Origin of the sequence: Oceanobacter antarcticus (assembly GCF_044962685.1) — a bacterium.
GTDB classification, from domain to species: Bacteria; Pseudomonadota; Gammaproteobacteria; order Pseudomonadales; family Oceanobacteraceae; genus Oceanobacter; species Oceanobacter antarcticus.
In genome coordinates this window covers 24,772-50,790 of record NZ_JBBKTX010000010.1, presented here as the reverse complement: position 1 = coordinate 50,790, position 26,019 = coordinate 24,772, and the positions used below count along the sequence as shown (strand labels likewise).

Annotated in this window: 22 protein-coding genes and 1 tRNA gene; 3 read left to right on the top strand and 20 right to left on the bottom strand. The window is 53.2% G+C overall.

Features of this window, described 5'->3' with window-relative positions:
- Positions 1 to 49 precede the first annotated feature (49 nt).
- The 5 genes from tadA to WG929_RS09510 form a co-directional block, all read right to left on the bottom strand.
- On the bottom strand, positions 50 to 652 hold the full coding sequence (tadA, locus tag WG929_RS09530) for a tRNA adenosine(34) deaminase TadA (RefSeq protein WP_435873315.1): 603 nt from the start codon (positions 650 to 652) through the stop codon (positions 50 to 52).
- A 45-nt stretch (positions 653 to 697) separates the two neighbouring features.
- The gene (locus WG929_RS09525) at positions 698 to 1,201 is read right to left on the bottom strand and encodes a MotA/TolQ/ExbB proton channel family protein (RefSeq protein ID WP_416205842.1); all 504 of its coding nucleotides are present in this window, start codon (positions 1,199 to 1,201) and stop codon (positions 698 to 700) included.
- A gap of 159 nt (positions 1,202 to 1,360) precedes the next feature.
- Positions 1,361 to 1,720, bottom strand: a complete 360-nt coding sequence (locus WG929_RS09520) for a translation initiation factor Sui1 (protein ID WP_369855097.1) — start codon at positions 1,718 to 1,720, stop codon at positions 1,361 to 1,363.
- Between the two features lie 55 nt (positions 1,721 to 1,775).
- Positions 1,776 to 3,425, bottom strand: coding sequence for a sensor histidine kinase (locus WG929_RS09515; protein WP_416205841.1), 1,650 nt, complete (start codon positions 3,423 to 3,425; stop codon positions 1,776 to 1,778).
- Positions 3,426 to 3,534: 109 nt separating this feature from the next.
- Positions 3,535 to 4,026 (bottom strand): Lrp/AsnC family transcriptional regulator, encoded by a 492-nt coding sequence (locus WG929_RS09510; protein WP_416205840.1) that lies wholly within the window; start codon positions 4,024 to 4,026, stop codon positions 3,535 to 3,537.
- 185 nt (positions 4,027 to 4,211) lie between these two features.
- On the opposite strand from WG929_RS09510, the gene WG929_RS09505 reads away from it, so the two are divergent.
- The gene (locus WG929_RS09505; protein ID WP_416205839.1) at positions 4,212 to 5,891 is read left to right on the top strand and encodes a 2-isopropylmalate synthase; all 1,680 of its coding nucleotides are present in this window, start codon (positions 4,212 to 4,214) and stop codon (positions 5,889 to 5,891) included.
- A 368-nt stretch (positions 5,892 to 6,259) separates the two neighbouring features.
- On the top strand, positions 6,260 to 7,771 hold the full coding sequence (gene scpC, locus WG929_RS09500; protein ID WP_416205838.1) for a succinyl-CoA:acetate CoA-transferase ScpC: 1,512 nt from the start codon (positions 6,260 to 6,262) through the stop codon (positions 7,769 to 7,771).
- Positions 7,772 to 7,787: 16 nt separating this feature from the next.
- Here scpC and WG929_RS09495 read toward each other — a convergent pair whose 3' ends face one another.
- The 14 genes from WG929_RS09495 to rlmE all read right to left on the bottom strand — a co-directional run bounded on the left by WG929_RS09495 (position 7,788) and on the right by rlmE (position 25,089).
- Entirely contained in the window at positions 7,788 to 9,830 is a 2,043-nt protein-coding gene (locus WG929_RS09495; protein ID WP_416205837.1) for a hypothetical protein, read from the bottom strand.
- Between the two features lie 316 nt (positions 9,831 to 10,146).
- Positions 10,147 to 12,255, bottom strand: a complete 2,109-nt coding sequence (pnp, locus tag WG929_RS09490; RefSeq protein WP_416205836.1) for a polyribonucleotide nucleotidyltransferase — start codon at positions 12,253 to 12,255, stop codon at positions 10,147 to 10,149.
- Positions 12,256 to 12,528: 273 nt separating this feature from the next.
- Positions 12,529 to 12,798 carry a 30S ribosomal protein S15 gene (rpsO, locus tag WG929_RS09485; RefSeq protein ID WP_369855104.1) on the bottom strand — a complete coding sequence of 90 codons (270 nt, stop codon included), beginning with the start codon at positions 12,796 to 12,798 and terminating at the stop codon, positions 12,529 to 12,531.
- Positions 12,799 to 13,196: 398 nt separating this feature from the next.
- Positions 13,197 to 13,601 (bottom strand): 30S ribosome-binding factor RbfA, encoded by a 405-nt coding sequence (rbfA, locus tag WG929_RS09480; protein WP_369855105.1) that lies wholly within the window; start codon positions 13,599 to 13,601, stop codon positions 13,197 to 13,199.
- 108 nt (positions 13,602 to 13,709) lie between these two features.
- On the bottom strand, positions 13,710 to 16,460 hold the full coding sequence (gene infB / locus WG929_RS09475; RefSeq protein WP_416205835.1) for a translation initiation factor IF-2: 2,751 nt from the start codon (positions 16,458 to 16,460) through the stop codon (positions 13,710 to 13,712).
- Positions 16,461 to 16,487: 27 nt separating this feature from the next.
- Positions 16,488 to 17,984, bottom strand: a complete 1,497-nt coding sequence (gene nusA, locus WG929_RS09470; RefSeq protein WP_416205834.1) for a transcription termination factor NusA — start codon at positions 17,982 to 17,984, stop codon at positions 16,488 to 16,490.
- 22 nt (positions 17,985 to 18,006) lie between these two features.
- Entirely contained in the window at positions 18,007 to 18,468 is a 462-nt protein-coding gene (gene rimP / locus WG929_RS09465) for a ribosome maturation factor RimP (protein ID WP_416205931.1), read from the bottom strand.
- A 260-nt stretch (positions 18,469 to 18,728) separates the two neighbouring features.
- A tRNA-Leu gene (locus tag WG929_RS09460) sits at positions 18,729 to 18,814 on the bottom strand.
- A 22-nt stretch (positions 18,815 to 18,836) separates the two neighbouring features.
- Positions 18,837 to 19,226: a preprotein translocase subunit SecG gene (gene secG / locus WG929_RS09455; RefSeq protein ID WP_416205833.1), complete on the bottom strand. Its 390-nt coding sequence runs from the start codon at positions 19,224 to 19,226 to the stop codon at positions 18,837 to 18,839.
- A 6-nt stretch (positions 19,227 to 19,232) separates the two neighbouring features.
- A complete protein-coding gene (gene tpiA, locus WG929_RS09450) occupies positions 19,233 to 19,973 on the bottom strand; it encodes a triose-phosphate isomerase (RefSeq protein ID WP_416205832.1) in 741 nt (246 codons plus the stop codon).
- A gap of 126 nt (positions 19,974 to 20,099) precedes the next feature.
- Positions 20,100 to 21,437 (bottom strand): phosphoglucosamine mutase, encoded by a 1,338-nt coding sequence (gene glmM, locus WG929_RS09445; RefSeq protein WP_416205831.1) that lies wholly within the window; start codon positions 21,435 to 21,437, stop codon positions 20,100 to 20,102.
- Positions 21,430 to 22,284, bottom strand: coding sequence for a dihydropteroate synthase (folP, locus tag WG929_RS09440; protein ID WP_416205830.1), 855 nt, complete (start codon positions 22,282 to 22,284; stop codon positions 21,430 to 21,432). Before folP ends, glmM begins: the two co-directional genes overlap by 8 nt.
- 191 nt (positions 22,285 to 22,475) lie before the next feature.
- The gene (gene ftsH, locus WG929_RS09435) at positions 22,476 to 24,401 is read right to left on the bottom strand and encodes an ATP-dependent zinc metalloprotease FtsH (protein WP_369855111.1); all 1,926 of its coding nucleotides are present in this window, start codon (positions 24,399 to 24,401) and stop codon (positions 22,476 to 22,478) included.
- A 67-nt stretch (positions 24,402 to 24,468) separates the two neighbouring features.
- Positions 24,469 to 25,089, bottom strand: a complete 621-nt coding sequence (gene rlmE, locus WG929_RS09430; protein ID WP_369855112.1) for a 23S rRNA (uridine(2552)-2'-O)-methyltransferase RlmE — start codon at positions 25,087 to 25,089, stop codon at positions 24,469 to 24,471.
- A 95-nt stretch (positions 25,090 to 25,184) separates the two neighbouring features.
- Between rlmE and WG929_RS09425 the strand changes: the two genes are divergently transcribed.
- On the top strand, positions 25,185 to 25,502 hold the full coding sequence (locus WG929_RS09425; protein ID WP_369855113.1) for a YhbY family RNA-binding protein: 318 nt from the start codon (positions 25,185 to 25,187) through the stop codon (positions 25,500 to 25,502).
- A gap of 72 nt (positions 25,503 to 25,574) precedes the next feature.
- On the opposite strand, the gene WG929_RS09420 is transcribed toward WG929_RS09425, so the two are convergent.
- On the bottom strand, positions 25,575 to 25,916 hold the full coding sequence (locus WG929_RS09420; protein ID WP_416205829.1) for a hypothetical protein: 342 nt from the start codon (positions 25,914 to 25,916) through the stop codon (positions 25,575 to 25,577).
- Between the last annotated feature and the right edge of the window lie 103 nt (positions 25,917 to 26,019).

Sequence of the window (26,019 nt, the reverse complement as noted above, 5' to 3'; positions counted from 1 at the left end):
CGTTTTTAGTTTTACTGACTCTGGTTTTACTGATCCTGGTTTGACGTGCTTATGTTTCGTGATCCCGCCCGGGTATTTCCAAAGACTGACAAGGTTTATTGCTTCCTGCTTGGGCAGAATCAGTATCGACCCCATCGTCTGCTGCAGTCGATAGCCGGGTCAATGCTCGCAGCCGTTTACGGGCGGCTCGGCGTTCAGCAAAAAAAGCTGACAACATCTGGCCACAGGCTTCGGCCAGTACACCGCTCTCAATCTGGAAAGTATGATTAAAAACAGGATGGGTGGGTAACTGCATCGCACTGTGAACAGCACCGGCTTTGGGTTCAAACGCCCCATACACCAGACGCTCAATACGACTGTGAACCAACAAGCCATAACACATGGTGCACGGTTCCAGCGTGACATAAAGACAAGCACCACTGAGGCGGTAATTACCGATGGCGGCGGCCGCTTCACGTACGGCCAGCATTTCGGCATGGGCACTTGGATCCAGATCGGTAATCTGGCGGTTACGTCCACGGCCTATCACTTTGCCATCCAGCACCACGACAGCCCCAACAGGTACTTCGCCGTCATCAGCCGCTTCTTGCGCCAGCGCCAGCGCCAGCGCCATGGCTTGTTCATCCCTGGTAATTATCTGCTGTGGCAACATCTATATCTATCCACCCACTAAAATGGGCGGCATGATAACCGCCACTCAATCGAAAGCCAGTGCCGTTTTGAAATGACGCTTTTCGCTTTCAAAAACCCGTTTTAATACGGTTTGTGCCAATAAACCACTGATCGCCCCCACCATCCCGGCAACGGTCGACAGAATAGCTTTGGAGATACCTGCTGCCATGGGCTTGGGGCTACCCGCTCCCATTTGTACCATCACATCAAACACTTCAATCATGCCAGTCACGGTGCCTAACAAACCCAAAAGCGGACAGATGGCAATAAACATCCGAATGGTGCTGAATCCCGAGTCCAGTCCCATCGTCAGATTGGCAATCAGCTCCTGATGGATTTGTTGCGATGCCCAGCTATGCTTGTTGTTACGTGCTTGCCATTCCTGCAACGCTGCCGAACGACGTCTCGGATGCACAGCAAATACATACAAAATACGTTCGATCAGATAGGCCCAGAGCAAAAAGATCACCCCCATAATGGGGTACACCACCTCGCCACCGCGTTCCAGAAACAGGATTACTTCTTCCATCGCCCAATATGCTCCGGCGTTTATTTGAAGTAATCAGATTATCTCTTTTCGAGATAAGGAAAAGAAGCAATTGATCACAGCTTGAAGAGCGTCATGTCTGATCACAAATTAATCAAATCGTCATTACTCTGTCACTGAAACTGTGATGCAATTCCACCGTTAGCCACCGGATTTTTTCACCGTAAAACCCCGTTTGCTCAGCTCGGAGACTAGCAAATCCCGCTGCTCTCCCTGAATTTCAATCACGCCATCCTTGAGTACTCCACCTACGCCACATTTTTTTTTCAACTCTTTGGCAAGCGTCTTGAGTTCGGCACCGACCAGCGGAACACCGGTCACCAGGGTAACCACCTTACCGCCACGTCCTTTGGTCTCACGTGCCACTCTCACAATGCCATCGCTCTGAGGTTGCTCCGGTTCACCGCAGCAACACTGCTCAATAGGTTCCCGACAGTCCGGGCAGGTACGCCCGAATTCGGTGGAATACACCAGTCCACCACTGCTTTGTTGTTTGGCCATGTTATTTCCCGTTGTTGCTGCCGCAACGCTAAATCATTCGTGCGCTTTCGGCAAATCAACTCGTCACTGACAAAGTAGCACCAGGCAAAGCCGTCACAGGCAAGGTAAAGGTGACCAGTGTTCCCATTCCTGGCTCGCTTTCTATATCCAGTACGCCGCTATGATTGGACATGACGTTGTAAACCACAGTGAGACCCAGCCCGGTGCCCTTGCCGATTTCTTTACGGGTAAAAAACGGATTGACGGAACAACTCAAATCATCGGCGTTCATTCCCACCCCTGAATCTTTGATATATACGCGTACCTTGTCATCCACCTGCTCGGCAGCCACTTCGATTCTGCCAGACCCATCGATCGCATCACGGGCATTATCCAGAATATGACGAAACGCCAGCCGGATTTGGCTGGCCACGCAATCCACCTTGGGAATACCACTCATCATGACATCCAGGAGAATGTGCTCATCATGTTGAAGATCCAGTTCGTCGATGGCTTGGTGCATCAATTCAGCCAGGTCGGCGCGCTGCCTGGTTTGCCCTTCCTGACTCGCAAAGGTTCTCAATTCCGCCACGATATTACGGACTCGCTCCAGACTGGACTGGGAGGCTTTCACCAGATCCGGGGCATCGTCACGAACAAAGCCGAGATCAACCGTGCGTCTCATCGCCTCCAGAGACTGACGGATCGCCGAATCGGAAATAGAGTGCTCTACCGATTGATACAGGTCTGCCAGCTCTATCAGCTCGGTCAGATATTCACTAAGAGAGGCAATATTGCTGTAAACCACTGCGATCGGATTGTTGATTTCGTGGGCGATGCCAGCGGCCAAATGACCGAGTGACGCCATTCTTTGCGCCTGCAACAGCAGCCGTTGCGTACGCTGCAGCTCATCAAAGCTTTGCTGCAACTGACTATTACTATTCTTCAATTCCTGAGTGCGAGCACGAACCTTGTCTTCCAGTTTGTCGTTCAGTTCGCGGGCTCGTCTTTCTGCTTGCCGACGGCGCTGCATTTCAACATCGACGGATGCAAACAGGCTGTTGATCTTGTGTACCAACTCTTGCAGCTCTCGCAGATTGGCCTTGCTTGCCAGCGGTGCTTTCAGAGCATTGTCGGGGTCAAGGTCCTTGATCAGATCCGTTAGTTCACGGAGTGGGCGAGTCAGACGAAGCCGCAAGATCACCACCAATACCAGCGCCAGCAATACGTTACGCGCCACTTCCATGGCTACGGTAATGGCAGCCCGCTCTCGAAACCCGGCGTGAATGGCACGCTCATCGATCCAGACAGTCAGAGTACCCACTCTTTCAAGACGCTGCTCAGCGAGATTATTGCCAAACAGACCCACCGTTTTTTCAACCAGATAAGTATGTATTGGGCCGCTGACCAGCTCCTCGGCAGACAAACCACGCCGCTGGTTATACCCGGACAAGTCATCTTCAACGTAAACCGACACGATGGAGCGATTCAGCATCAAGCCCTCAAAAATCAATTGAATGGCCGTGCTGTGGTACTGCTGTAATGCCAATGCCAGCTGGCCACTCTGGTAACCCAGCAAGGCATCGAGATTGGTATTGAAGCGCTCTTTTTCTACCTGATGGTCTATACGTATTTGCGCTGCGCTGAACAGCACCCCAAATACAAGGCTGCACATCAGAATGTAGAGTGTCAGCTTACTCTCTGCCGAGGGAGATTGAGAAATCACAGTTGCCCTTGCCTGATCCCGAGGGGTTCTACCTGAGTATAGCCGCCTCCGGCAGAGCTGCTACAAACGGGTACCAAACAGTACAAACCCCCATATCAGCAGGCGCTTCCTAATCTAACGGCAAGGCACTGCGGTCGATCACCTTGCGCATCACAAAGCTGGAATGCACACCGCTCACTCCTTCTATACGGGTAAGCGTACCGAGCAACAGTTGTTGGAAGGCTTCCATATCACTGACGATCACCTTGAGTACGTAATCAGCCGACTGACCCGTAATCAGATAACATTCCAGCACTTCCGGGCAGGCATCAACCGCCGATTCAAAGGCGGCAAAGCGCTCTGGTGTGTGTTTATCCATACTGATGTGTATCAGCGCCAGCAAGTCCAGACCCAGCTTTCTGGCACTGACATGGGCACGGTAACCCTCAATAACGCCGCTGTCCTGCAATGCCTTGACGCGACGCGAACAGGGCGATGGCGATAACCCGACCTTGTCGGCCAATTCCAGATTCGACAAGTCACCCTGCTGTTGTAACAGCGCCAGAATGTGTTTGTCTGTCCGATCCAAAGGCACAATGGCGGCGCGAGAAGATGTACTCATAAAAGGCACCTATTACTACGTTAAAAAACAAACCAGCAATTTATCACTAAAAAATTAACAAATACCGCAATAATAAAAAACAAAAACCTGCTGAATAGCAGAAATTAACAATCTTTATGCTCGCGCTTCGCTCTACACTGTATCCAGTTTCATTACAGCACGCTGAGTCCCAGCACGGAGCCATCATGAGCCACCATCAATACAGCAACCCGGACTTTAATCCGGAAAAATACCCTCGCTTTCCGGTCATCCGGAAAACGGATCGCCGCTGGCCAAATGCGGAAATCCGGACAGCTCCGCTGTGGTGTTCTGTGGATCTGCGTGATGGCAACCAGGCACTGATCGAACCCATGAACGTGAGTCAGAAGCAGGCCATGTGGCACCTGCTGGTCAACATGGGCTTCAAAGAAATCGAAGTCGGTTTCCCAGCGGCCTCGCAGCCAGATTTTGACTTTGTACGTTGGTTGATCGAAGAAAACCGCATCCCCGATGACGTCACCATTCAGGTGTTGGTGCAGGCCCGTAATGATCTGATCGAACGTACTTACGAAGCACTGGATGGTGCCCGTCGTGCGGTGGTGCATGTGTACAACTCGACCTCGCCGGTACAGCGCAAGAAAGTCTTTAATCTTGATAAAGCCGGTATTGTCGATATCGCCCGCCAAGGTGCAGCCAAGGTGCAACAGGTCGCACGGGATTATCCGGCGACCGACTGGACCTTTCAGTATTCTCCGGAAAGCTTCTCCAGCACCGAAGTCGAGTTCGCGGTTGAAGTCTGCAACGCCGTGATTGAGGTGTGGCAGCCGACGCCGGAGAAGAAGATCATTCTTAACCTTCCGGCTACCGTCGAATCGGCCATGCCCAACGTCTTTGCCGACCAGATCGAATGGTTTTGTGATCACGTCAACCAGCGTGATAGCGTGTTGGTCAGCATTCACACCCATAACGACCGGGGCTGTGCAGTGGCCGCTGCGGAAATGGCGATTCTGGCAGGTGCAGACCGTATCGAAGGTACCTTGCTCGGTAATGGCGAACGCACCGGCAATATGGATATCGTCACCATGGCGATGAACCTCTATAGCCAGGGTATTGATCCACAGCTGGATATCAGCATGGCCGACGACATTATCAGCACGGTCGAGGCCTGCACCAATATCAAAACCCATCCGCGCCACCCCTGGCTGGGTGAGCTGGTATATACCGCCTTTTCCGGCAGCCACCAGGACGCCATTCGGAAATGCCTTGCTGCACAGACAGAAAATGAACCATGGGATATCGCTTACCTGCCTATCAATCCGGAAGATATTGGCCGTAGTTACCAGTCGGTGATTCGAGTCAACAGCCAGTCCGGCAAAGGGGGGGCCAGTTATTTGCTGGAGCAGGCCATGGGCATTACCTTGCCGCGCTGGGTACAAATTGAACTGGCACAGCCGGTTCAGGCGCTCGCCGAACGCAGCGCCAGCGAATTGCAAACCGACGATATTGTGCGCTTGTTCCGCCATACCTTTATGACCAGCCATGGCCAGTTGCAGCTCGACAGCTATACCCTTGAAGGCAGCGGTCACCAGAGCGCCGTGCAGGCTTGCCTCAACGATGGCAGCAACCTGGTCAGTTTGCATGGTCACGGCAACGGTGCCATCAGTGCCTTTACCGATGCTATTCACCGTGCCCTGGGCGTGGCCGTACAGATCGTGCAATTTGATGAACAATCAGCAGGCGAAGGTTCAGATGCCGGTGCCGTGGCGTTTATTCAGGCCAATATCAATGGCCAGCGTTATACCGGAGCAGCAGCAGATGAAGATACTCTGAGCGCCAGTATGAATGCCATCTTGGCGGTCGTGAATCAGTCGCTGAAACAACAGTAAAGCCACCTGTCCTGCCTTCACGCTGATCTGACATCCGTCAGGTCAGCGTCTTCCGTTCTTGCTGGTGCTGTTTGCTGAACTAGGTTATCCACGTCCTCTGCGTACTTGCCTTTTAGACCCAGCCTTGAACACCCAGTCTTGAACACCCTCCTTTGAATTTTAAATCCTGCTTTTTCATGATTGCACTGCTGCTTCCCAAGCCTGGCAATTAGGTCAAATTCACCAACAGACCGTTTCTTTAGACTTAAGTCGATACCACCGAAGCGTACAGACTGCTCATTTGGCCATATCATTTGGCGCGTATTGGCACAAAAAAGACACAAAATACGCCATTTAGTTTTACACCTTTATACAACCGGGATTTCACCATGGCTACAGATTCACGCATGCTCTGCACGGCACTCCGCAATCGACTGATGTCTGCTGCGGACGCCGCCGCCCTGATACCCGCTGGCAGCACCGTCGGCATGAGCGGCTTTACCGGCGCGGGATACCCGAAAGCCATTCCTGCCGCCCTGGCCGAACGTATTGAACAACTGAACAACGCTGGTGAAGAGTTTCGTATCAACGTCTGGACCGGCGCCTCTACCGCCCCGGAACTGGACGGCAAGCTCGCCGCTGTCAACGGCATCAATATGCGCTTGCCTTTTCAGTCGGACCCTATTTGCCGTGAGAAAATCAATAACGGCAGTATGGACTACATCGATATTCACCTGTCCGAAGTGTCCCAGTACGCCTGGTCCGGCTTTCTCGGCAAAATGAACATTGCCGTGATAGAAGTCAGTGGCGTTCTTGAAGATGGCCGCCTGATTCCGTCATCAGCCGTTGGCAACAACAAGACCTGGATAGAACAGGCAGATCAGGTGATTCTGGAAGTCAACAGCGCCCAGAGTGCCGGTCTCGAAGGCATGCACGATATTTATTACGGCACCGCCCTGCCGCCATATCGCAAACCGATTATGATCAGCCAGCCCACCGACCGTATCGGCGAACACTACCTCCATTGTCCGGCAGACAAGATCATTGCAATTGTCGAAACCAGTGCCCCCGACCGTAACTCGCCTTTTAATCCACCGGATGATATTTCTCGCCGTATCGCCAGTCATATTCTGCAGTTTTTTCAGCAGGAAATTGCCATTGGCCGCATGCCCAAAGAGCTGCTGCCCATACAATCCGGGGTTGGCAATATTCCCAACGCCGTATTGGAAGGCCTCGACGCTGGCCCCTTCAAGCAACTGAGCGCATTTACCGAAGTGATTCAGGATGGCATGTTGGCGATGCTGAAATCCGGCACACTGACAGCCGCCTCGTCGACCGCCTTTTCGCTCAGCCCTACGGCAATGGCAGAGTTGAATACCAACATCGATTTCTACCGCCAGCGTATTATCTTGCGGCAGCAAGATATCAGTAACCACCCGGAACTGATTCGACGCTTGGGAGTGATCGCCATGAATGGTCTGATCGAAGCCGATATCTACGGCAACGTCAATTCGACCCATATTATGGGCAGCCGCATGATGAACGGCATCGGAGGATCTGGCGACTTCGCCCGTAACGGCTACCTGTCGATTTTTGTAACGCCGTCCACCGCCAAAAATGGCGCGATATCCGCCATTGTCCCGATGGTTTCCCACGTCGATCACACTGAACACGACGTCAAGATTCTGGTCACGGAACATGGTCTGGCAGACCTGCGTGGTCTGTCACCCAAACAGCGGGCGCACCAGATTATCCAGAAGTGTGCCGACCCGGCATTCCGCCCGGCATTGATGGACTACTTTGAACGGGCCTGCGCCAGCGGGCGCGGGATGCACACTCCGCACTTACTCGGTGAAGCATTGAGCTGGCACCAGCGCTACGAAGCCACTGGGCACATGTAAGACGACCTGGCGGAGGTCAGGGTTGATGTCTGCGGGGTTGTAACGACAGCCATTCTGCCGCAGACATCCAGCTATCTTCAGGCAAGCCAAGTGATAACGCCAACTCAACCAAACCGTGTAACCAGCTGCAGCCATTGGCCTGAGGCATTCTTCCCGTTCTGGCTACCGGATGATTACGGAACCCCAACACCTGGCTGTGTTCGAGGTGCAGACGGCGAAAATGACCGATAAACACCTCCGGGCGCATATCGCACAAGACCAGCCGTTGACGCACCCGCTCCGGGAACAAACCGTCGATGATCTGGCTATCTATCTGGCAACCAGCCTCGGTAGAATCACGGGCATAACGAAACCGCCCAGGCTCCAGTACATAAACCAGTGAATGCGGGCGCTGAAATTGTTGCAGCCGCTCACTGATCCTGAACGCCTGTTGCAACGACAGATAACCACAGGCCACCAGCTGGATTTCTGCCGCGCAATGCCCCCGCAGACAACTAGCACCATGAGCCACCAGTTGCTCCGCCATGGTCGGCGTCAACAGTGAATCGACCCTGCCATCCGGTATCACCAGTTGCATCACCACACCCGACTCACCATAACAGGCTTTCAACGCCGCCAAGGCGGTGTTGCCATCCGGTATTAACAAAACCCGTACCTGATCAGCACTTTGCGACAGCAAGGCTTCGGTCATCTCCGGCGCTGCAGCATCATGGCGACTGACTAAAGGTAATCCGGCCCAAGGCGCTGGTTCATCATCCAGTTTTTGCCGCCGGGCGAAGGCAACGGTTTGCAGCAGTGGTTCCAACATCGCCAGGCCAGCGGATTCATCAGTTACCAGCAGATTGATGCCCATCTGGTTGCCCAGACAGGCGTTAGCCAGTAATTCGCCCTCATGGTGGTGCAGCAACGCACCGGCGGTTCCATCGGCACGCGTGCCCAACCGCTCGTGGCTGATCGGTAATACCTCGTTGGTCGCACCAACATGGCTTGCCAGCCGTGGCCGTAATGCCGGATTGATTTCACAAATATCGGCAAAATAACGATCCAGCAACGGTAGCACCTCATGGTCGCCACTCTGCCAATGAGGATCCGGGCGATTGACCGTTACCATAAACGGCCGCAGCGGCCGCCGTGGTTGGCGTAATACTGCGGTTGCCACTGGCCAATCGGTAACGGTTGTGAGCTCATGTGCCGCAGCCGTGGCTGGCTGACAAGCCAACGTGATCAGCGGTAAACATTTCAACTCACCCATTGATTGATGCCATTCAGCTTCTGCTTCCAATAACGCACAGGCAATAGTGACAGGTCGGTTATCAGCCAGCGAACACAGCACCTGACTGGCGTTCGTTCCAGTTGCAGGCACTTTTTTGGTCTCACCCACCCACACCGGAATCAACACACCGCAATCCTTCCGGGACCACCAGGATAGTGTGCGCGTCAGGCGTTCCAGCTGCTCGCTGGCATCCCCTGCCAATACCAACACTGCCACTTCCCCCGGCAGTGGTTGATGAATGGCTTGTGTGACCAGCGTATCCAGAGGAGCCCTGGCACCGACCAACTCGGGTGAGATCCAGGGGCCGGGCAAAATCTGTTGTTCGCTATCACCGGCAAATTCCTGAGCAAATCGTGCCCAACCAGCCGCCGTTAACGGATAGCGCTGTTGTCGGGAACGATTGGCAGCACCGGTGAGTAACTGCCAGATTTCCAGAGCAGCACCCATTCCAGGCAGTGCCGATAACCAGTCACGGCGCATACCGGTCAGATGATTTAACAACATGCCCGCAGCCACCAGCCGCATCAATACCTGCCACTGAGCCGACGAACCGGGCGTAGCCAAAAACTCCGCTTGCCGCTGCAAACCGGGAACACGGGCATCCAGGCTATTCGACAGCCGTTCGGTCATCAACAGGGCCTCAGCCACACGCTGCGTTGGGATTGAGCATCCCACTCGAACCAGTGCACGGCATAGCCGGTCGACATCCGGGCTGACATTCACATTGCCACCCGCCTCTCTGTGTACCACTCGCTCATGCGCCATCACGCTCTCCAGACCAGTCATTGGTAACCGTTAGGGGCATATCCACCTGTCGCAGACACAGAAAAAACGAGGTAAAAACCGACAAAAAATGCCGTTTTAAAGAGATCAATACGTATTTGATGTGAATCGATTTTTAACGCTGTCGTTTCAGGGGGCAACAAGTATCAGATGCTTACACTAGTCTAGGAGCAGCGACGATCTGGCGTATTGCCATGAATCAACGGCCGTTGTATCAATAATCGGGATACCGCAGACATAAAAAAACCGCCCGAAGGCGGTTTCAGGGTTCAGTCAGACGGATGTCCAGGCTGAACCGGGAGTTTTACAACAGCAGCAATCAGGCTGGCTGCTCAACACCCTTCATGGTCAGCTTGACGCGACCTTTTGGATCAACGTCCATGACGTGCACGTTCACCATCTGACCTTCTTTCAGGTAGTCGGTGACGTTTTCAACACGCTCTTCACTGATCTGAGAGATGTGCAACAGACCGTCTTTGCCTGGCAGAACGGTGATGAAAGCACCAAAGTCGACGATTTTGCTGACCTTACCTGTGTAGGTAGTGCCCACTTCGATATCGGCAGTGATGGCTTCGATCATGCTGCGAGCCAGATCAGAAGCTTCTTTACCCGCTGCGAAGATCTTGATTTCACCGTCATCATTGATGTCGATAGAGGCACCAGATTTCTCGGTAATGTCACGGATGGTCGCACCACCCTTGCCAATCACTTCACGAATTTTGTCGGAAGGGATCTTCATGGTGCTCATGGTCGGCGCATTTTCTGCCAACGTCGCACGCGGCTCAGCGATCACGGCATTCATCTGACCCAGAATATTCAGACGTGCCGCCTTGGCTTTCTCCAGAGCAATCTCCATGATCTGCTCGGTGATGCCTTCGATCTTGATATCCATCTGCAAGGCAGTGATACCTTCGTCAGTACCGGCTACCTTGAAGTCCATATCACCCAGGTGATCTTCGTCACCCAGAATGTCAGTCAGGACGGCAAACTGTTCGCCTTCCTTGATCAGACCCATGGCAATACCGGCAACCGGTGCCTTGATCGGTACACCCGCGTCCATCAGTGCCAGCGATGCACCACACACAGACGCCATGGAAGAAGAACCGTTGGATTCGGTGATTTCAGACACAATACGAATGGTGTAAGGGAATTCGTCTGCTGCAGGCATCATCGCCTGGATACCACGACGGGCAAGACGACCATGACCAATTTCGCGACGACCTGGTGTGCCCAGACGGCCTGCTTCACCTACAGAATACGGAGGAAAGTTGTAATGGAACAAAAACGGATCGTCCTTGGTGCCGTGCAGGAAGTCGATCATCTGTGCATCACGGGCAGAACCCAAAGTGGTCACAACAACCGCCTGGGTTTCACCACGGGTGAACAAGGCAGAACCGTGAGTGGTGTTTAATACACCGGTCTCGATAGTCAGCGGGCGAACGGTATCGTTATCACGACCGTCAATACGAGGCTCACCATCGATAATACGTTTACGTACCACTTCGTACTTCAGCTCGCCCATCATGTCGGCGATGTCGTCAGCGGAGAAGCCTTCTTCGCCTTCTGCTGCAGCCAGTTTCGCAACAGCACTGGCCTTGATAGCGTCCAGCTTGCCGTAACGCTCCATCTTGTCAGACGTGGTATAGGCCTCGCCAATCGCAGTCGCTGTTTCCGCTTTTACCGCTTCGTACAAAGCAACGTTCTTGGCTTCAGCAGCCCAATCCCACTTGCTGACTGCCAGCTCTTCAACCCACTCGCTGATCGCAGTGATCACCGGCTGGAAACCTTTGTGGGCAAACAGTACCGCACCCAGCATTTCATCTTCGGTCAGTTCGTCGGCTTCGGATTCCACCATCAACACGGCGTCTTTGGTACCGGCGACAATCATGTCCAGCAGTGAATCCTGTAGCTGGGTCTGGCTCGGATTGAGGATGTAGCCCTGGTCTTCAACAAAAGCAACACGGGCACCACCGATAGGACCATTAAATGGTACACCCGATACAGCCAATGCCGCAGACGTCGCGATCATGCCGCACATATCTGGATCAACGTCTTTTTCAGAAGACATGACCGTGACGATGACCTGAACTTCGTTCATAAAACCATCGGCAAACAGCGGACGGATTGGACGGTCAATCAGACGGGAAGTCAGGGTTTCTTTTTCCGAAGGGCGGCCTTCGCGCTTCAGGTAACCGCCAGGAATACGGCCTGCGGCATACATTTTTTCCTGGTAATGAACCGACAGCGGGAAAAAATCCTGACCCGGCTTGGTTTTTTTGGCAGCGACAACAGTAGCCAGCACCTGGGTCTTGCCCATGGTAACCAGTACCGCACCATCTGCTTGACGGGCGATTCGGCCAGTTTCAAGGGTGATGGTGTCGTTACCGAGCTGGAATGTTTTGGTATTAGCGACAGGTTTGTTGCTCATGTATTCATTATTCCTGTAAATCAAACGAAGCTGCATCACCGCCGGTGCTTCTAAGCATTGGCCGTTGAACAACGAGCCAGCTTTCCAGCCCTGCTGACAGGGTTGGAATATCGGGTTCCCCGGCGGGAACCAACGACAAATGGTTAGAAGCACCACCGCGTTCTTGCGGGGCTGGCACCACAGTGATAGCAGAATTTAGAGGGAGTATAGACAGCCGCACAAGCGAGCTACAGATACAACAAAAGCCCCGGAGGGCTTTTGCTGCAAGCGAGATTAGCGACGCAGACCCAGACGCTGGATCAGATCCAGGTAACGGTTAGCATCTTTACGCTTCAGATAGTCCAGCAACTTGCGACGCTGGTTAACCATACGAATCAGACCGCGACGGGAGTGGTGATCTTTACCATGCTCCTTGAAGTGACCCTGCAGACCCAGAATGTTGTGGGTCAGCAAAGCAACCTGGACTTCCGGAGAACCGGTATCGCCTTCGGCAGTTTGATACGCTGTAACGATCTCAGCTTTTTTCTCAGCAGACAATGCCATATATAACTCCAACATAATGTGCATCAGGAAAACCTGACGTTAGTAAAGACATCGCTACCGTGCACATTAACAGTAGGATGTTGTTTGCAGACCTGACTAACCACGAGAAAGTCAGGCACCGCGATCAAATCTAACAGCCGTTTCAGCAGATTATTCTGGCATCCGGGACAGCTTCGGGTTGAATAACCCTGGCGGTCGAACACGCCCGTCGCAGATACTGCCAATTCCGAAAAACTGACAAACCCCGAATCAGCGGCCCATAATTGTACTGAAGGTGCCTCTTCGAGGCTAGTACTATGTGTCGGCCACCGCAGGACTTTTCATATCAATGAATGCCGATGAATGTCGAATCAGGATCACTCACTTGCGGCCATCCTACCCAGCCAGGACAACTTGCGCTATACGTCTTCCTGCTCGTCCGACGCCTGGTTCGCCTTATCCTTGTCGCGAGCCTGCCGAATCAGCCCCGTCAGATGGTGGCCACGATCCATGCTTTCGTCGTAATGGAAACGCAACATCGGCGTTATACGCGTCGTCAGGATTCGAGCCAGCTCCGAGCGTAAATAACCGGCTGCATCGTTAAGAATAGCTACGGTTTGCGCCTGAATTTCCTGATCGGTTTCTCCACGGGCACCCATCACAGTGAAATAGATATCGGCGTAACCAAGATCCTTTGCCACCTTGACGTGATTCAGAGTCACCATACCCAGGCGCGGGTCTTTCATTTCAAACTGGATTTTCAAGGCCAGTTCGCGCTGAATCTGTTCCGACAAACGGGAGGTTCGACTGTAATCTTTTGGCATGATTTCTCTCTCTTGCTGCGACTGGTGCGCAGGCTACAGACACCAAAGCCCGGCAAGGCCGGGCTTTGGTCAGGGTTCAGACCCGAGACGCACAACGCGTCTTGTGGATCACAGAGTACGGGCAACCTCACGCACGTCAAATACTTCAATCTGATCGCCTGGGCGAACATCCTGATAGTTCTTCACGCCGATACCACACTCCATGCCCTGGCGAACATCAGCCACGTCGTCCTTGTAACGACGCAACGATTCCAGGTCACCTTCGTAAATCACTACGTTTTCACGCAGCACGCGGATCTTCTTGTTTCTGTGAACCGTGCCTTCGATCACCATACAACCAGCAATCTGGCCGAATTTTGGCGAGTTGAACACATCACGCACTTCCGCAATACCAACGATTTCTTCACGCAGTTCGGGAGCCAGCAAGCCAGCCATCGCCTGTTTCACGTCGTCGAGCAGATCGTAGATCACGCTGTAATAACGCATGTCCAGTCCGCTGTTTTCAACGATACGCCGTGCGGCGTTATCAGCACGAACGTTAAAGCCGAAGACAACCGCGCTGGAAGCCACCGCCAGGGTCACGTCCGTTTCGGTAATACCGCCAACACCGGACGATACAACGTTCACCTTCACTTCGTCCGTTGCCAGCTTCTGCAAGGAAGACACAATGGCTTCCAGCGAACCGCGAACATCGGTCTTCAGCACAATGTTGAGCACGGCCTGGGCACCTTCGCCCATGCCACTGAACAAGGCATCCAGCTTGGCTGCCTGCTGATGTTGATGAACCTGCTCCTTGGCCTTGTTTTCACGATATTCAGCCACTTCACGGGCTTTTTTCTCGTTCTCAACCACCATGAAGCTGTCACCAGCATCTGGTGTGCCATTCAGACCCAGAATTTCAACCGGAATCGATGGGCCAGCGGCATCAACCGGTTTGCCGTTTTCGTCCAACAAGGCACGAGCACGACCATAACAGGTGCCTGCCAGTACGATATCGCCTTTCTTCAGCGTACCGTTCTGTACCAGCATGGTAGCTACCGGACCACGTCCCTTGTCGAGACGGGATTCGACGATGACACCGCGTCCAGGGCCCTCAAAGTGTGCTTTCAGTTCAAGAACTTCAGCCTGTAACAGTACCGCTTCGAGCAACTCATCGACACCCAGGCCGGTATGCGCAGAAACAGGAATAAACGGCACATCACCGCCCCAATCTTCTGGCAAAACACCGCGAGCCGACAATTCGTTCTTGACGCGATCGACGTCCGCCCCTTCCTTGTCCATTTTGTTAATCGCAACCACCAGAGGAACACCAGCGGCACGAGCGTGCTGTACCGCTTCTTCTGTTTGCGGCATAACACCATCATCGGCGGCGACAACCAGAATCACCACGTCGGTTGACTGCGCACCTCGGGCACGCATCGCCGTGAAGGCGGCGTGTCCCGGTGTATCCAGGAACGACACCATGCCGTGATCCGTTTCGACGTGATAGGCACCGATATGCTGGGTAATACCACCGGCTTCACCAGCAACAACCCGTGTGCGACGAATATAGTCGAGCAACGAGGTTTTACCATGGTCAACGTGACCCATAACAGTAACCACTGGCGCACGAGGTTTTGCTTCACCCTCGTAGGATACGGAGTCAGTCACGTCTTCTTCCAGCTGGTTATCAGAGATCAGCTTGGTCACCTTGTGACCCATATCTTCGACCAGCAGGGTCGCGGTGTCCTGATCCAGAGTCTGGTTGATGGTCGCCATCACGCCCATACCCATCAGAATTTTGATCACTTCACCGGCTTTTACACTCATCCGGGATGCCAGTTCCCCCACCGTAATGGCTTCTGGCAATTCAACTTCACGAATAACCGGAGCGGTTGGACGTGTAAAGGCGTGTTCATTGTTGTTTTGCTGCTGTTGACGGCTACGGCTGCCCTTGCCTTTTGGCTTGCTGCGACGACGTCCGGCATTCTGGCCACCATCGGCATCCATATAACGGCTGTCTTCGCGGGTATCCGAGCGTTTTTTATCAACCACCTTGCTTTTCTTGCGATGCTCTTCCTGACGTTGCTGAGCCGCTTCCGCTTCAGCGCGTTTCTGGGCTGCATCTTCTTCTGCCGTCAACGGCTTCGCTTTGGCTTTCGCAGTCGCTACCGGCTTACCCGGACGAGGGGCACGGTCATCGCGCTTGGGCTGCTGGGCAGGTGCTGGTTCTGTCTTGGCCACTGCTGGCTTGGCACGAGCAATACTCGCTGCCTTGGCGGCCGCAGCGGCTTTCGCGGCGGCGGCTTCTTTTGCGGCTTTTTCAGCGGCGGCCTTGGCAATACCGGCCTTCGAATCCGCACGCGGTGCAATACTGACTCGCGCGGTTTCTGTAATTGGCTTGCTGGCAGCTTCGGCTTGGGCACGAGACTCTGCTTCTGCAGCATCACGCGCTGCGCGAGCAGTACGCTCTTCAATCACACGTCGTTCTGCAACTCGGGCAGCATCTTCTGCTGCTTTGGCTTCTGCAGCCAGACGTTCAGTTTCTGCCTGGCGTGCCGCTTCAATGTCCTTATCCATGTCATCGCGTTTGACGTAAGTCCGTTTTTTGCGCACTTCAATAGAAACGGCTTTCTTGCCACCCTGACCGGTTTTCAAGGTGGTTGTCACCTTGCGCTTCAGAGTGATTTTCTGGGGTGCCAAATCCGTTGCATCGCCATGGCTTTTTTTCAAAAAGGCCAACAAGCCTGCTTTTTCATCGTCCGACACCCGTTGTTCTGCTGCGGTCTGTGGCAGGCCCGCTTCTTTCATTTGGGACAACAAGCGGTCTACGCTGGTCCCCACCACGTCGGCGAGTTCTTTAACTGTTACTTCTGCCATACGTTTCTCCTATGCCGAGTGAGTAGATTAATCATTGCCCTCAAACCAGGGCTTGCGTGCGGTCATGATGAGGTCCGCCGCTTTCTCCTCGGTCATATCCTCAATGTCCATCAGGTCGTCAATGGATTGCTCGGCAAGATCTTCCATCGTACAGATACCTTTACTGGCCAATACCAGTGCCAGGTGTTTTTCCATGCCCTCCATTTCCAGCAGGTCTGCTGCTGGCTGCGACTGTTCGAGCTTCTCTTCCGAGGCAATTGCCCGGGTCAGCAGCACGTCTTTGGCGCGAGTACGGAGTTCATTTACCATATCTTCATCCAGCTCTTCGATTTCCAGCATCTCGTCAATCGGGATGTAGGCAATCTCTTCCAGCGTGGTAAAGCCTTCTTCAACCAGCAACACCGCAAAGTCTTCATCGATGTCGAGTGCGTTAATGAAGTTATCAATGTAAGCCGACGCTTCCTGATTCTGCTTGGCGGCAGCATCTTCGATCGTCATGACATTGATTGTCCAGCCCGTCAGCTCCGATGCCAGGCGGACATTCTGTCCGCCACGACCGATCGCTTGGGCCAGGTTGTCGTTTTCTACCGCCACGTCCATTGTATTGGTTTCTTCATCCATAACGATGGAGGCAACGTCGGCAGGAGCCATAGCGTTGATGACCAGCTGCGCCGGATTATCATCCCAGAGCACGATATCAATACGCTCACTGCCACCCAGTTCGTTGGTCACCGCCTGCACACGCGCTCCGCGCATGCCAACACAGGCCCCGACTGGATCAATTCGCTTGTCGTTGGTTTTTACTGCAATTTTGGCGCGCGAACCGGGATCACGAGAAGCTCCCTTGATTTCGATCACTTCTTCTGCAATTTCAGGTACTTCGATGCGGAACAGTTCGATCAGCATTTCTGAAATGGTACGACTCAGCATCAGCTGGGGGCCACGATTTTCAGGGCGAACGGCATGCAGAATAGCGCGTACCCTATCCCCCATGCGCATGATTTCCCGGCCAATCAGCTGGTCTTTCGGCAGCAAGCCTTCAGCGTTATTGCCAAGATCAACAATAACGTTGTCGCGGGTCACTTTTTTAACGGTGCCGTTAACAATTTCGCCCACCCGGTGCTGATATTGCTCAACAATCTGGGCGCGTTCAGCTTCACGTACTTTCTGAACAATAATCTGTTTGGCAGCCTGAGCTGCAATACGACCAAAATCCGGATTATCAACCTGAACTTCGTAGGTGTCACCGGGCTGGAGGTTGATGTCGATGTCATGCGCTTCCTGCAAGGTCAACTCGTCCCCCAGGCCTGGCACCACATCGTTGCTCACGACCAGCCAGCTACGATAAGTATCGTAGTCACCCGTCTTGCGATCAATATCAACCCGAATTGTCGCTTCTTCATCTTCGTAGCGTTTCTTCGCGGCGGCGGCCAATGCCGATTCGATGGCCTCAAAAATAACGTCTCGCGATACGCCTTTTTCGTTGGAAACCGCTTCCGCGACCAGGAGAATTTCTTTACTCATCTTCCAGCCTCGCTATGCAACCTTAGTTATCAAAATTGGGAACAATATGAGCTTTTTCAATCAGCTCGACAGGCAGCAGGTATTCGTGGTCATCGACCAGCAAAACAAGATCCTGCTCCTCCATGCCCTGAAGACGTCCTTTGAATTTGCGGCGTCCATCAAAAGGCATACGCAGACGTAATTCGATCATTTCACCAACCGACTGCGTGTATTGATCCATGGTAAACAGGGGACGATCCATGCCGGGGGAAGACACTTCCAGAGTGTAATCCTGGGAAATCGGGTCTTCTACATCCAGCACACTGCCAATCTGACGACTGACGTCCGCGCAATTGTCGACAGTAATCCCGTCTGCATGGTCAATATACACCCGCAACAACGCATGGCGTCCCTGAGCAACAAGCTCAAGACCCCAGAAGACAAAGCCCATTGATTCAACAACGGGAGCCAACATTTCCAGCAAGCGGGCGTCACGTGCCAATATTTTTCACCTCTCAGAAACAAAAACTGGGCACCTAGTGCCCAGCCCGATATTGCTGCCTGACTACCAGACAACAGATCTGCCAAATCTTTACGCCGAACGATACCAATCTTCCGGCATTCGTCACCAGACAGCATCTGACGGTGACGACAGCTACTAAAAAGCCCCTGACATGAGGGGCTTGGGGACAGCTTAAGGCCGACGCATTATAGGGCGTTCAGACCAAAAAAGCGAACAGCATCGCTTTTTCACTAAAGCTGGGTTGGTGCGGATAGCGAGACTCGAACTCGCACGAGCATTGCTCACCACCCCCTCAAGATGGCGTGTCTACCAATTCCACCACATCCGCATCAAGACTTGGCCAAATGAGCCTACTGGTTGGTTTGTTCAACCACAGGCTCATCGGTCGAAGATGCATCTAATTCAGGTGCATCCAAAGCAGGCGCGTATTCTTCCACAAGTGGGGTATCTTTCTCAAGCTTTTCAATCACTTCCTGAGCAGGAATACCAATATTTGCCACACTATCAGCCTTTTGCTTGGCATAAATACCCAATCCTAGACTGGTAACAAAAAAAGCCGCCGCCAGGTAGGCCGTCGTATGACTGAGAAAATTGCCTGAGCCGCTGCTGCCAAAAACCGTTTGCGACGCGCCAGCACCAAACGAAGCACCAGCATCAGCGCCTTTGCCTTGCTGCAACATCACAAAACCAACGATACCAAGTGCCAACAGGATATGAACAACGAGAATGATAGATTCCATACTTTCCTAAGCCGTGCAGATTTTCAGAAATTGGTCAGCATCCAGTGAAGCACCGCCCACCAGACCGCCATCGATATCAGGTTGAGAAAACAATTCTCGGGCATTATCTGCTTTTACGCTGCCGCCGTAGAGAATTTGAGTCGCTTCGGCCAAGCCAACATCACGAGCCGCCAGCTGACTGCGAATAAAGTGATGCACCGCCTGAGCTTGCTCCGGCGTTGCCGTTTCGCCAGTACCGATAGCCCAGACTGGTTCATAGGCAATAATCACCGCTTGCCATTCCGTGGTGTTCAGCTCCGAAAGCAGCAGCGACAACTGCTGGCCAACAACCTGTTCAGCATGACCCGCCTGGCGTTCGGACAGTGTTTCACCAACACAGACAATCGCTTTCAGACCAGCCGTCAGTACACGGCGCGTTTTCGCCAGTACCAGCTCGTTGCTTTCAGCATACAGTGCACGACGCTCGGAGTGGCCAACAATAACGTACTGGCAGCCTACGTCAGCGAGCATGGCGACAGACACCTCACCGGTATAAGCACCGCCATCTTCGCTGGCACAATTCTGCGCACCCACCTGGAGCTGACTTTGTTCAAGCCCTGCAACCACCTGACCCAGATACGGAAACGGCGGACACACCACCAGATCGCGCTCCGGTGCATTCACTGCGACAACGGCATCAAGCCATGCAGCCGTTGTGTCGCTCGCAGCGTTCATTTTCCAGTTACCGGCAATCATCAAGCGACGCACGGGCTACTCCCAAATTCAAAGAGCGCAGATACTATCCAAGAAGCGTCCGCGAAACAAGCCGAAGCGCACATTCACCCGTTCACTCCGGCCACCCAACAAGCAGTCCGTTCAACCATTCAGTCCGCTTTAACTATTCAGTTCAGATTCAACAACAGCAGCCAGTTGCTGTGCCAACGTTTTGGCCAGCATGTCTGTTTCTGCTTCGATCATCACCCGCACCACCGGCTCAGTACCAGACGGTCGTAATAACACTCGACCGCGCCCAGACAGAGTCGATTCAATATCCGCAACGGCTTTTCGAATAGTGACCGAAGTATTGATATCTATCTGTTTACTGCGCTGTACATTAATCATGACCTGCGGCATCTTGCACATGCGCGTGTGCCAGTCGTGTAACGATGTACCGGTTTCCATCAAGGCCGTCAGCACCTGCAACGCAGCCACAATACCATCGCCAGTAGTCTGCACATCCAGTGCCAGCAAATGACCAGACGACTCTCCCCCCAGACGCCAGCCTTGCTCATCCAGTTTTTGCATCACATAGCGATCACCCACCCTGGCTCGCAAAAAGGGGATATCCAGCTCGCGCAGGCCCAACTCCAAGCCCATATTACTCATCAGCGTTCCGACCACTCCACCCCGCAAGCGACCGCTCTGCTGTGCATGGACAGCCATGATATACAACAGCTGATCGCCATCAACCAGTTCACCGCGATGATCCACCATCACCACCCGGTCACCATCACCATCAAAGGCAATGCCCAGGTCTGCACTTTCTTCCAATACCCGGCGGCGTAACAATTCTGGTTCGGTCGAACCCACATCACGATTAATGTTAAATCCGTCTGGCTGATTGGCCAGCACAACAATCTCAGCTCCCAGCTCAGAAAATACCGCCGGCGCTATCGCATAGGTTGCACCATGAGCGCAATCCAGCACAATTTTCAGGCCACGCAAATTCAACGAACTGGCGGTTCCCTTACAGAACTCGGTATAACGTCCGGCCGCATCATTGATCCGTACCGCCTTGCCCAACTGCTGTGAATCAACACAAACCATGGGCTGCTGCAAATAGTGTTCAATGGCCTCCTCCGTCGCGTCAGGCAACTTCTGTCCCAGCCCGGAGAAGAATTTGATACCATTATCGTAATAAGGGTTGTGAGAAGCGCTGATGACAATCCCGGCCTGGGCACGAAACGTCCGGGTCAAATAAGCGATACCCGGCGTGGGGATTGGTCCCAACAAGGCAATATCAACCCCGGCTGCAGACAACCCGGCTTCAAGCGCCGATTCAAACATATAACCCGAGATACGGGTGTCTTTGCCAATCAGGATTTTGCTTTTACCCTGTTGGGAGAACACCTTGCCCGCCGCCCAGCCAAGCCGCATAACAAAGTCCGGCGTAATCGGGGCTTCACCTACCCGACCACGAATACCATCGGTACCAAAATACTGCCTAGCCATGCAGCACTCCCAACGTCGCCGACACTACTTTCATCGCTTCAACCGTTTCCTTAACGTCATGCACCCGCAGAATCCGGGCACCATTCATAGCACAAATCACCGCGCCCGCAACACTGCCCGTCACCCGCTGATTCGGCTGTATTACACCGGTTACTTCAGCAATCATGCGCTTACGGGACAAGCCCGCCAAGATTGGCAGACCCAGTCGGGCAAACTCTTGTAGTCGTCGCATCAATTCAAAGTTGTGTTCGCAGCTTTTACCAAAGCCGAAACCGGGATCAACCAACAGCTGGCTGCTATCGATTCCGGCCGCCAGACAGGCTTGAATTCGCTGCTCAAGAAAGCCGTAGACCTCGTCAACAACAGAGTCGTAATGCGGGGCTTGCTGCATGGAATCCGGCTGCCCTTGCATATGCATCAGGCATACCGGCAAGCCAGACGCCGCCGCTGCTTCGATGGCACCATGCCGCCCCAGCGCACGAACGTCGTTAATCAAATGCGCGCCTGCCACGGCAGACTCAGCCATCACCTCAGCCGTACTGGTATCAACAGAAATAACCACATCGAGCTCTCGGGCAATGGCCGCAACAACAGGCACCACCCGATCCAGCTCTGCCGATGTCGACACAGGATCGGCACCAGGCCGGGTAGATTCACCACCAATGTCGATTATTTCAGCACCGTCAGCAACCAGACGCGCAGCCTGGCGCAAAGCAGCCTCCAGACTGTTGTAGCAGCCACCATCAGAAAAAGAATCAGGAGTTGTATTCACGATCCCCATCACCACCGGGCGAACAAGGGACAACTGGCGTTTACCACATTGAAGAATCACTGCGTTTTTATCCATTCAGATAGCGGAGAACCATCCTGTTTCCACACATGTGTAACTAAACCGGCTCGTCCATCTCCGACCACGGCAAATTGACTCAGGGAAACCTCTGAACCCGTATTGGCAACGTACAAAAACAGAAACAGCCAAAAACAATCAGAAACAGAAAGAGCGGCGACTGCCGCTCTTTAAAAACCAAACAGAAACTGTCAACGATCGCTGGCAGTTTCTCCGGCTGCATCATCATCCGGATCCCGTGCCATATCGCGACTTTCTTCGCTGGCAGGTGCAGAAGGCCCTGAGGAATTGCGGTCATCCCATGACTTTGGCGGGCTCGGCTTACGTCCAGACATGATCTCGTTGATCTGATCTGCATCGATCGTCTCATATTCCATCAAGGCGTCTTTCATCAGCTCGAGCTTGTCACGATTTTCTTCCAGAATGGTCGCTGCACGCTGATAACAACGATCCAGCAGGCCTTTGACTTCAGCATCAATCACTCGCGCGGTATCGTCTGAAAGATGGGACAACTGGCCACCACCTGCCGCTCCCAAATAGCCTTGCTGCTCTTCTTCGGTGTACAGCTGTGCGCCCAGTTTCTCGGACAACCCCCACTTGGTAACATAGTTGCGGGCATACTTGGTCGCACGCTCAATGTCGTTGGAAGCACCTGTCGTAACACCATCCCGACCCAGAGTCATCTCTTCAGCAATACGTCCGCCATAAAGCGAACAGATATTGCTTTCGATACCACGCTTGCTGATCGAATGACGATCTTCTTCTGGCAAGAACATAGTGACGCCTAGTGCCCGTCCACGCGGAATAATCGACACCTTGTAAACAGGGTCATGCTCCGGCACCAGACGCCCAACAATGGCGTGACCTGCCTCATGATAGGCTGTGTTGGTCTTTTCTTTCTCCGACATCACCATGGTCTTGCGTTCGGCACCCATCAGGATCTTGTCCTTGGCTTGCTCGAACTCTTCCATGGTAACGTGATTGCTGTTTGCACGTGCCGCAAACAACGCTGCTTCATTCACCAGATTCGCCAGATCTGCGCCGGAAAATCCTGGCGTACCACGGGCAATCACAGAAGCATTAACATTGTCTGCAACAGGTACTTTACGCATATGCACCTTGAGGATTTGCTCACGGCCACGAATATCCGGCAAACCGACCACCACCTGGCGATCGAAGCGACCAGGACGCAACAGCGCAGGGTCGAGTACATCAGGGCGGTTAGTAGCAGCAATCACAATAATGCCGTCGTTAACCTCAAAGCCGTCCATCTCAACCAGCAACTGGTTCAGGGTCTGTTCGCGCTCGTCGTTACCGCCGCCAATCCCAACACCACGAGAACGACCAACGGCATCGATTTCATCAATAAAGATAATACAAGGTGCCTGCTTCTTGGCCTGATCAAACATATCCCGCACACGGGATGCACCCACGCCAACAAACATTTCGACGAAGTCAGAACCGGAGATGGAGAAAAACGGCACCTTGGCTTCACCGGCAATCGCTTTGGCCAGCAGGGTTTTACCCGTACCGGGCTGCCCCACCATCAAGACACCACGGGGAATCTTGCCTCCCAGTCGCTGGTACTTGCCAGGGTCACGCAGAAATTCAACCAGCTCTTTAACGTCTTCCTTCGCTTCATCGCAACCAGCCACATCTTCAAAGGTGGTTTTGATCTGGTCTTCACTCAGCAGCTTGGCCTTGCTTTTACCAAAGGCCATCGGGCCTCCGCGACCGGAACCGCCCCCTTGCATCTGACGCATGAAAAACATAAATACCGCCAGAATGATCAAAATAGGCAGCGACGCCAGCAGTAACTGGGTAAAGAAGCCCTGCTTTTCAGGCTTTTCACCAACCACCTTGACCTGATTATTCAGCAGAGTATCCATCAGCTTGTCGTCATAAGCTGGCAGTACAGTTTCAAACGACTCACCATTGCTGCTGGTGCCGGTAATGTTCTGACCCGCAATCGTAACGCGCTCAACCTGGCCGCTTTCAACAGCAGTGATAAATTCTGAGTACGACAGTTCATTACCACGCCCGACGTTCTGGAAGTTGTTAAACACCATCATCAGGACCGCAGCAATCACTGCCCACAGTACGAAATTCTTTGCCATGGGTGGCACTACCTCTCTATTACAGGCGTATAACGCCTTGATTCTGTCTTAGCTTAGCAAGCATCCACTAGCCACGGAAACCTTTCGCAACAATATAGACCTCTCGAGACCTGGGCCTGGACGCCTTGGGCTTGCGAATCAGCACTTTATCAAAGGATGCACGAAGATCCTTGAGGTAATCATCATACCCTTCTCCCTGAAACACCTTGGCGACAAAATTGCCACCAGGACTTAACACTTGTCGCGCCATATCCAGCGCTAGCTCAACCAGATACATCGCACCGGGCTGATCAATCGAACTCACTCCACTCATGTTGGGGGCCATATCTGAAATTACAAGGCCTACCCGATTGGAACCGATACGTTCCATCAGTACATTAAATACTGATTCCTCGGTAAAATCGCCCTGAATAAAGTCAACCCCTGCTATCGTGTCCATAGATAAAATATCAGAGGCAATCACCGTACCCTGCTCCCCAACCCGCTGCACCACCACCTGCGACCAGCCTCCAGGAGCCGACCCCAGATCAATCACGGTCATGCCGGAGCGCAGCAGCTGATCTTTTTCATCCAGTTCAATCAATTTGTAGCTGGCACGGGTTCGATAACCATCCTGCTGTGCCTTCTGGACATACATATCGTCCACATGTTCCTTTAACCAGCCTGCGCTGGATTTGGATCGTGCCATAGGGGTTTGCCTTCCGGTCAGATATACTCTTGCGTCATACCCTGTTCATCAGGGCAGATTATTTTAACACTCTCACCCGAGGGCCGGACAAACAAATGCCGCTCACCAACGAACAAAAGAAAGCGTATCGCGCTATTGGCCACAACCTGAACCCGGTTGTTACCGTTGCCAGCAATGGCCTGAGCGAAGGCGTGCTCGAAGAACTTAATCGCGCACTCGACGACCACGAGCTGATCAAAATCAAGGTATCCGTGGGCGACAGAGATCTGAAAAAAGCCGTCATTGCCGAGCTGCTCGGAATCACCAAAGCCATGCTGGTACAGCAGATTGGCAATACGGCACTGTTGTTGCGCCGCAATCCACGCGCCAAGATCAACTTGTCTAACCTGCAGCGTGGCGATAGCAAGCCCTGACCCCGCTCTGGCCACGATGCATCGAGATATCGTGGCCTGCTTTTTCCTGTATTAATAAAGATTTACCCGAATTCACAACACGGATCTGGGCGCCAGCATCACCCACACCGCGCCGAGAACACACAGCGCATGCAGTACCATCATCTGCAGCTTCCACCAAGGCATCAGGCCAAAATACAGCAGCGATAACAGCAACATGACCAGTAACAACTGAACCGCTCTTGAGTCCCACTGAAGGATTCGACCAAACGCTGCCAGCACTACCATCAAGGCGGCGACCGCCACCCCCACCGCAACCATCCAGTGCATAACAACCAAACCATGATGGGGGAAATAGCCCTGTTGCTCCAGCAACGGCCGTACCAGCCAGGCACACACCCAAATCCCTCCCAGCCAGAGAGTGCGTAACACCATTAAATAATCCCGAACCACAAGAAACCCTCACCCGACTGGCAAGCTCCAATTTCCGCATGTGTCGCCCTTGATTTCAAGGAACAAAAACAGCTCAGGGAAAAAC

Coding starts and splice junctions, on each gene's coding strand:
- pnp (WP_416205836.1), bottom strand. CDS start 12,255: ATGAGCAACAAACCTGTCGCTAATACCAAAACATTCCAGCTCGGTAAC.
- scpC (WP_416205838.1), top strand. CDS start 6,260: ATGGCTACAGATTCACGCATGCTCTGCACGGCACTCCGCAATCGACTG.
- nusA (WP_416205834.1), bottom strand. CDS start 17,984: ATGAGTAAAGAAATTCTCCTGGTCGCGGAAGCGGTTTCCAACGAAAAA.
- infB (WP_416205835.1), bottom strand. CDS start 16,460: ATGGCAGAAGTAACAGTTAAAGAACTCGCCGACGTGGTGGGGACCAGC.
- WG929_RS09495 (WP_416205837.1), bottom strand. CDS start 9,830: ATGACTGGTCTGGAGAGCGTGATGGCGCATGAGCGAGTGGTACACAGA.
- glmM (WP_416205831.1), bottom strand. CDS start 21,437: ATGGCTAGGCAGTATTTTGGTACCGATGGTATTCGTGGTCGGGTAGGT.
- rpsO (WP_369855104.1), bottom strand. CDS start 12,798: ATGGCATTGTCTGCTGAGAAAAAAGCTGAGATCGTTACAGCGTATCAA.
- WG929_RS09505 (WP_416205839.1), top strand. CDS start 4,212: ATGAGCCACCATCAATACAGCAACCCGGACTTTAATCCGGAAAAATAC.
- rlmE (WP_369855112.1), bottom strand. CDS start 25,089: ATGGCACGATCCAAATCCAGCGCAGGCTGGTTAAAGGAACATGTGGAC.
- WG929_RS09510 (WP_416205840.1), bottom strand. CDS start 4,026: ATGAGTACATCTTCTCGCGCCGCCATTGTGCCTTTGGATCGGACAGAC.
- rbfA (WP_369855105.1), bottom strand. CDS start 13,601: ATGCCAAAAGATTACAGTCGAACCTCCCGTTTGTCGGAACAGATTCAG.
- WG929_RS09525 (WP_416205842.1), bottom strand. CDS start 1,201: ATGGAAGAAGTAATCCTGTTTCTGGAACGCGGTGGCGAGGTGGTGTAC.
- secG (WP_416205833.1), bottom strand. CDS start 19,226: ATGGAATCTATCATTCTCGTTGTTCATATCCTGTTGGCACTTGGTATC.
- WG929_RS09425 (WP_369855113.1), top strand. CDS start 25,185: ATGCCGCTCACCAACGAACAAAAGAAAGCGTATCGCGCTATTGGCCAC.
- WG929_RS09420 (WP_416205829.1), bottom strand. CDS start 25,916: ATGGTGTTACGCACTCTCTGGCTGGGAGGGATTTGGGTGTGTGCCTGG.
- tadA (WP_435873315.1), bottom strand. CDS start 652: ATGTTGCCACAGCAGATAATTACCAGGGATGAACAAGCCATGGCGCTG.
- folP (WP_416205830.1), bottom strand. CDS start 22,284: ATGGATAAAAACGCAGTGATTCTTCAATGTGGTAAACGCCAGTTGTCC.
- ftsH (WP_369855111.1), bottom strand. CDS start 24,401: ATGGCAAAGAATTTCGTACTGTGGGCAGTGATTGCTGCGGTCCTGATG.
- WG929_RS09520 (WP_369855097.1), bottom strand. CDS start 1,720: ATGGCCAAACAACAAAGCAGTGGTGGACTGGTGTATTCCACCGAATTC.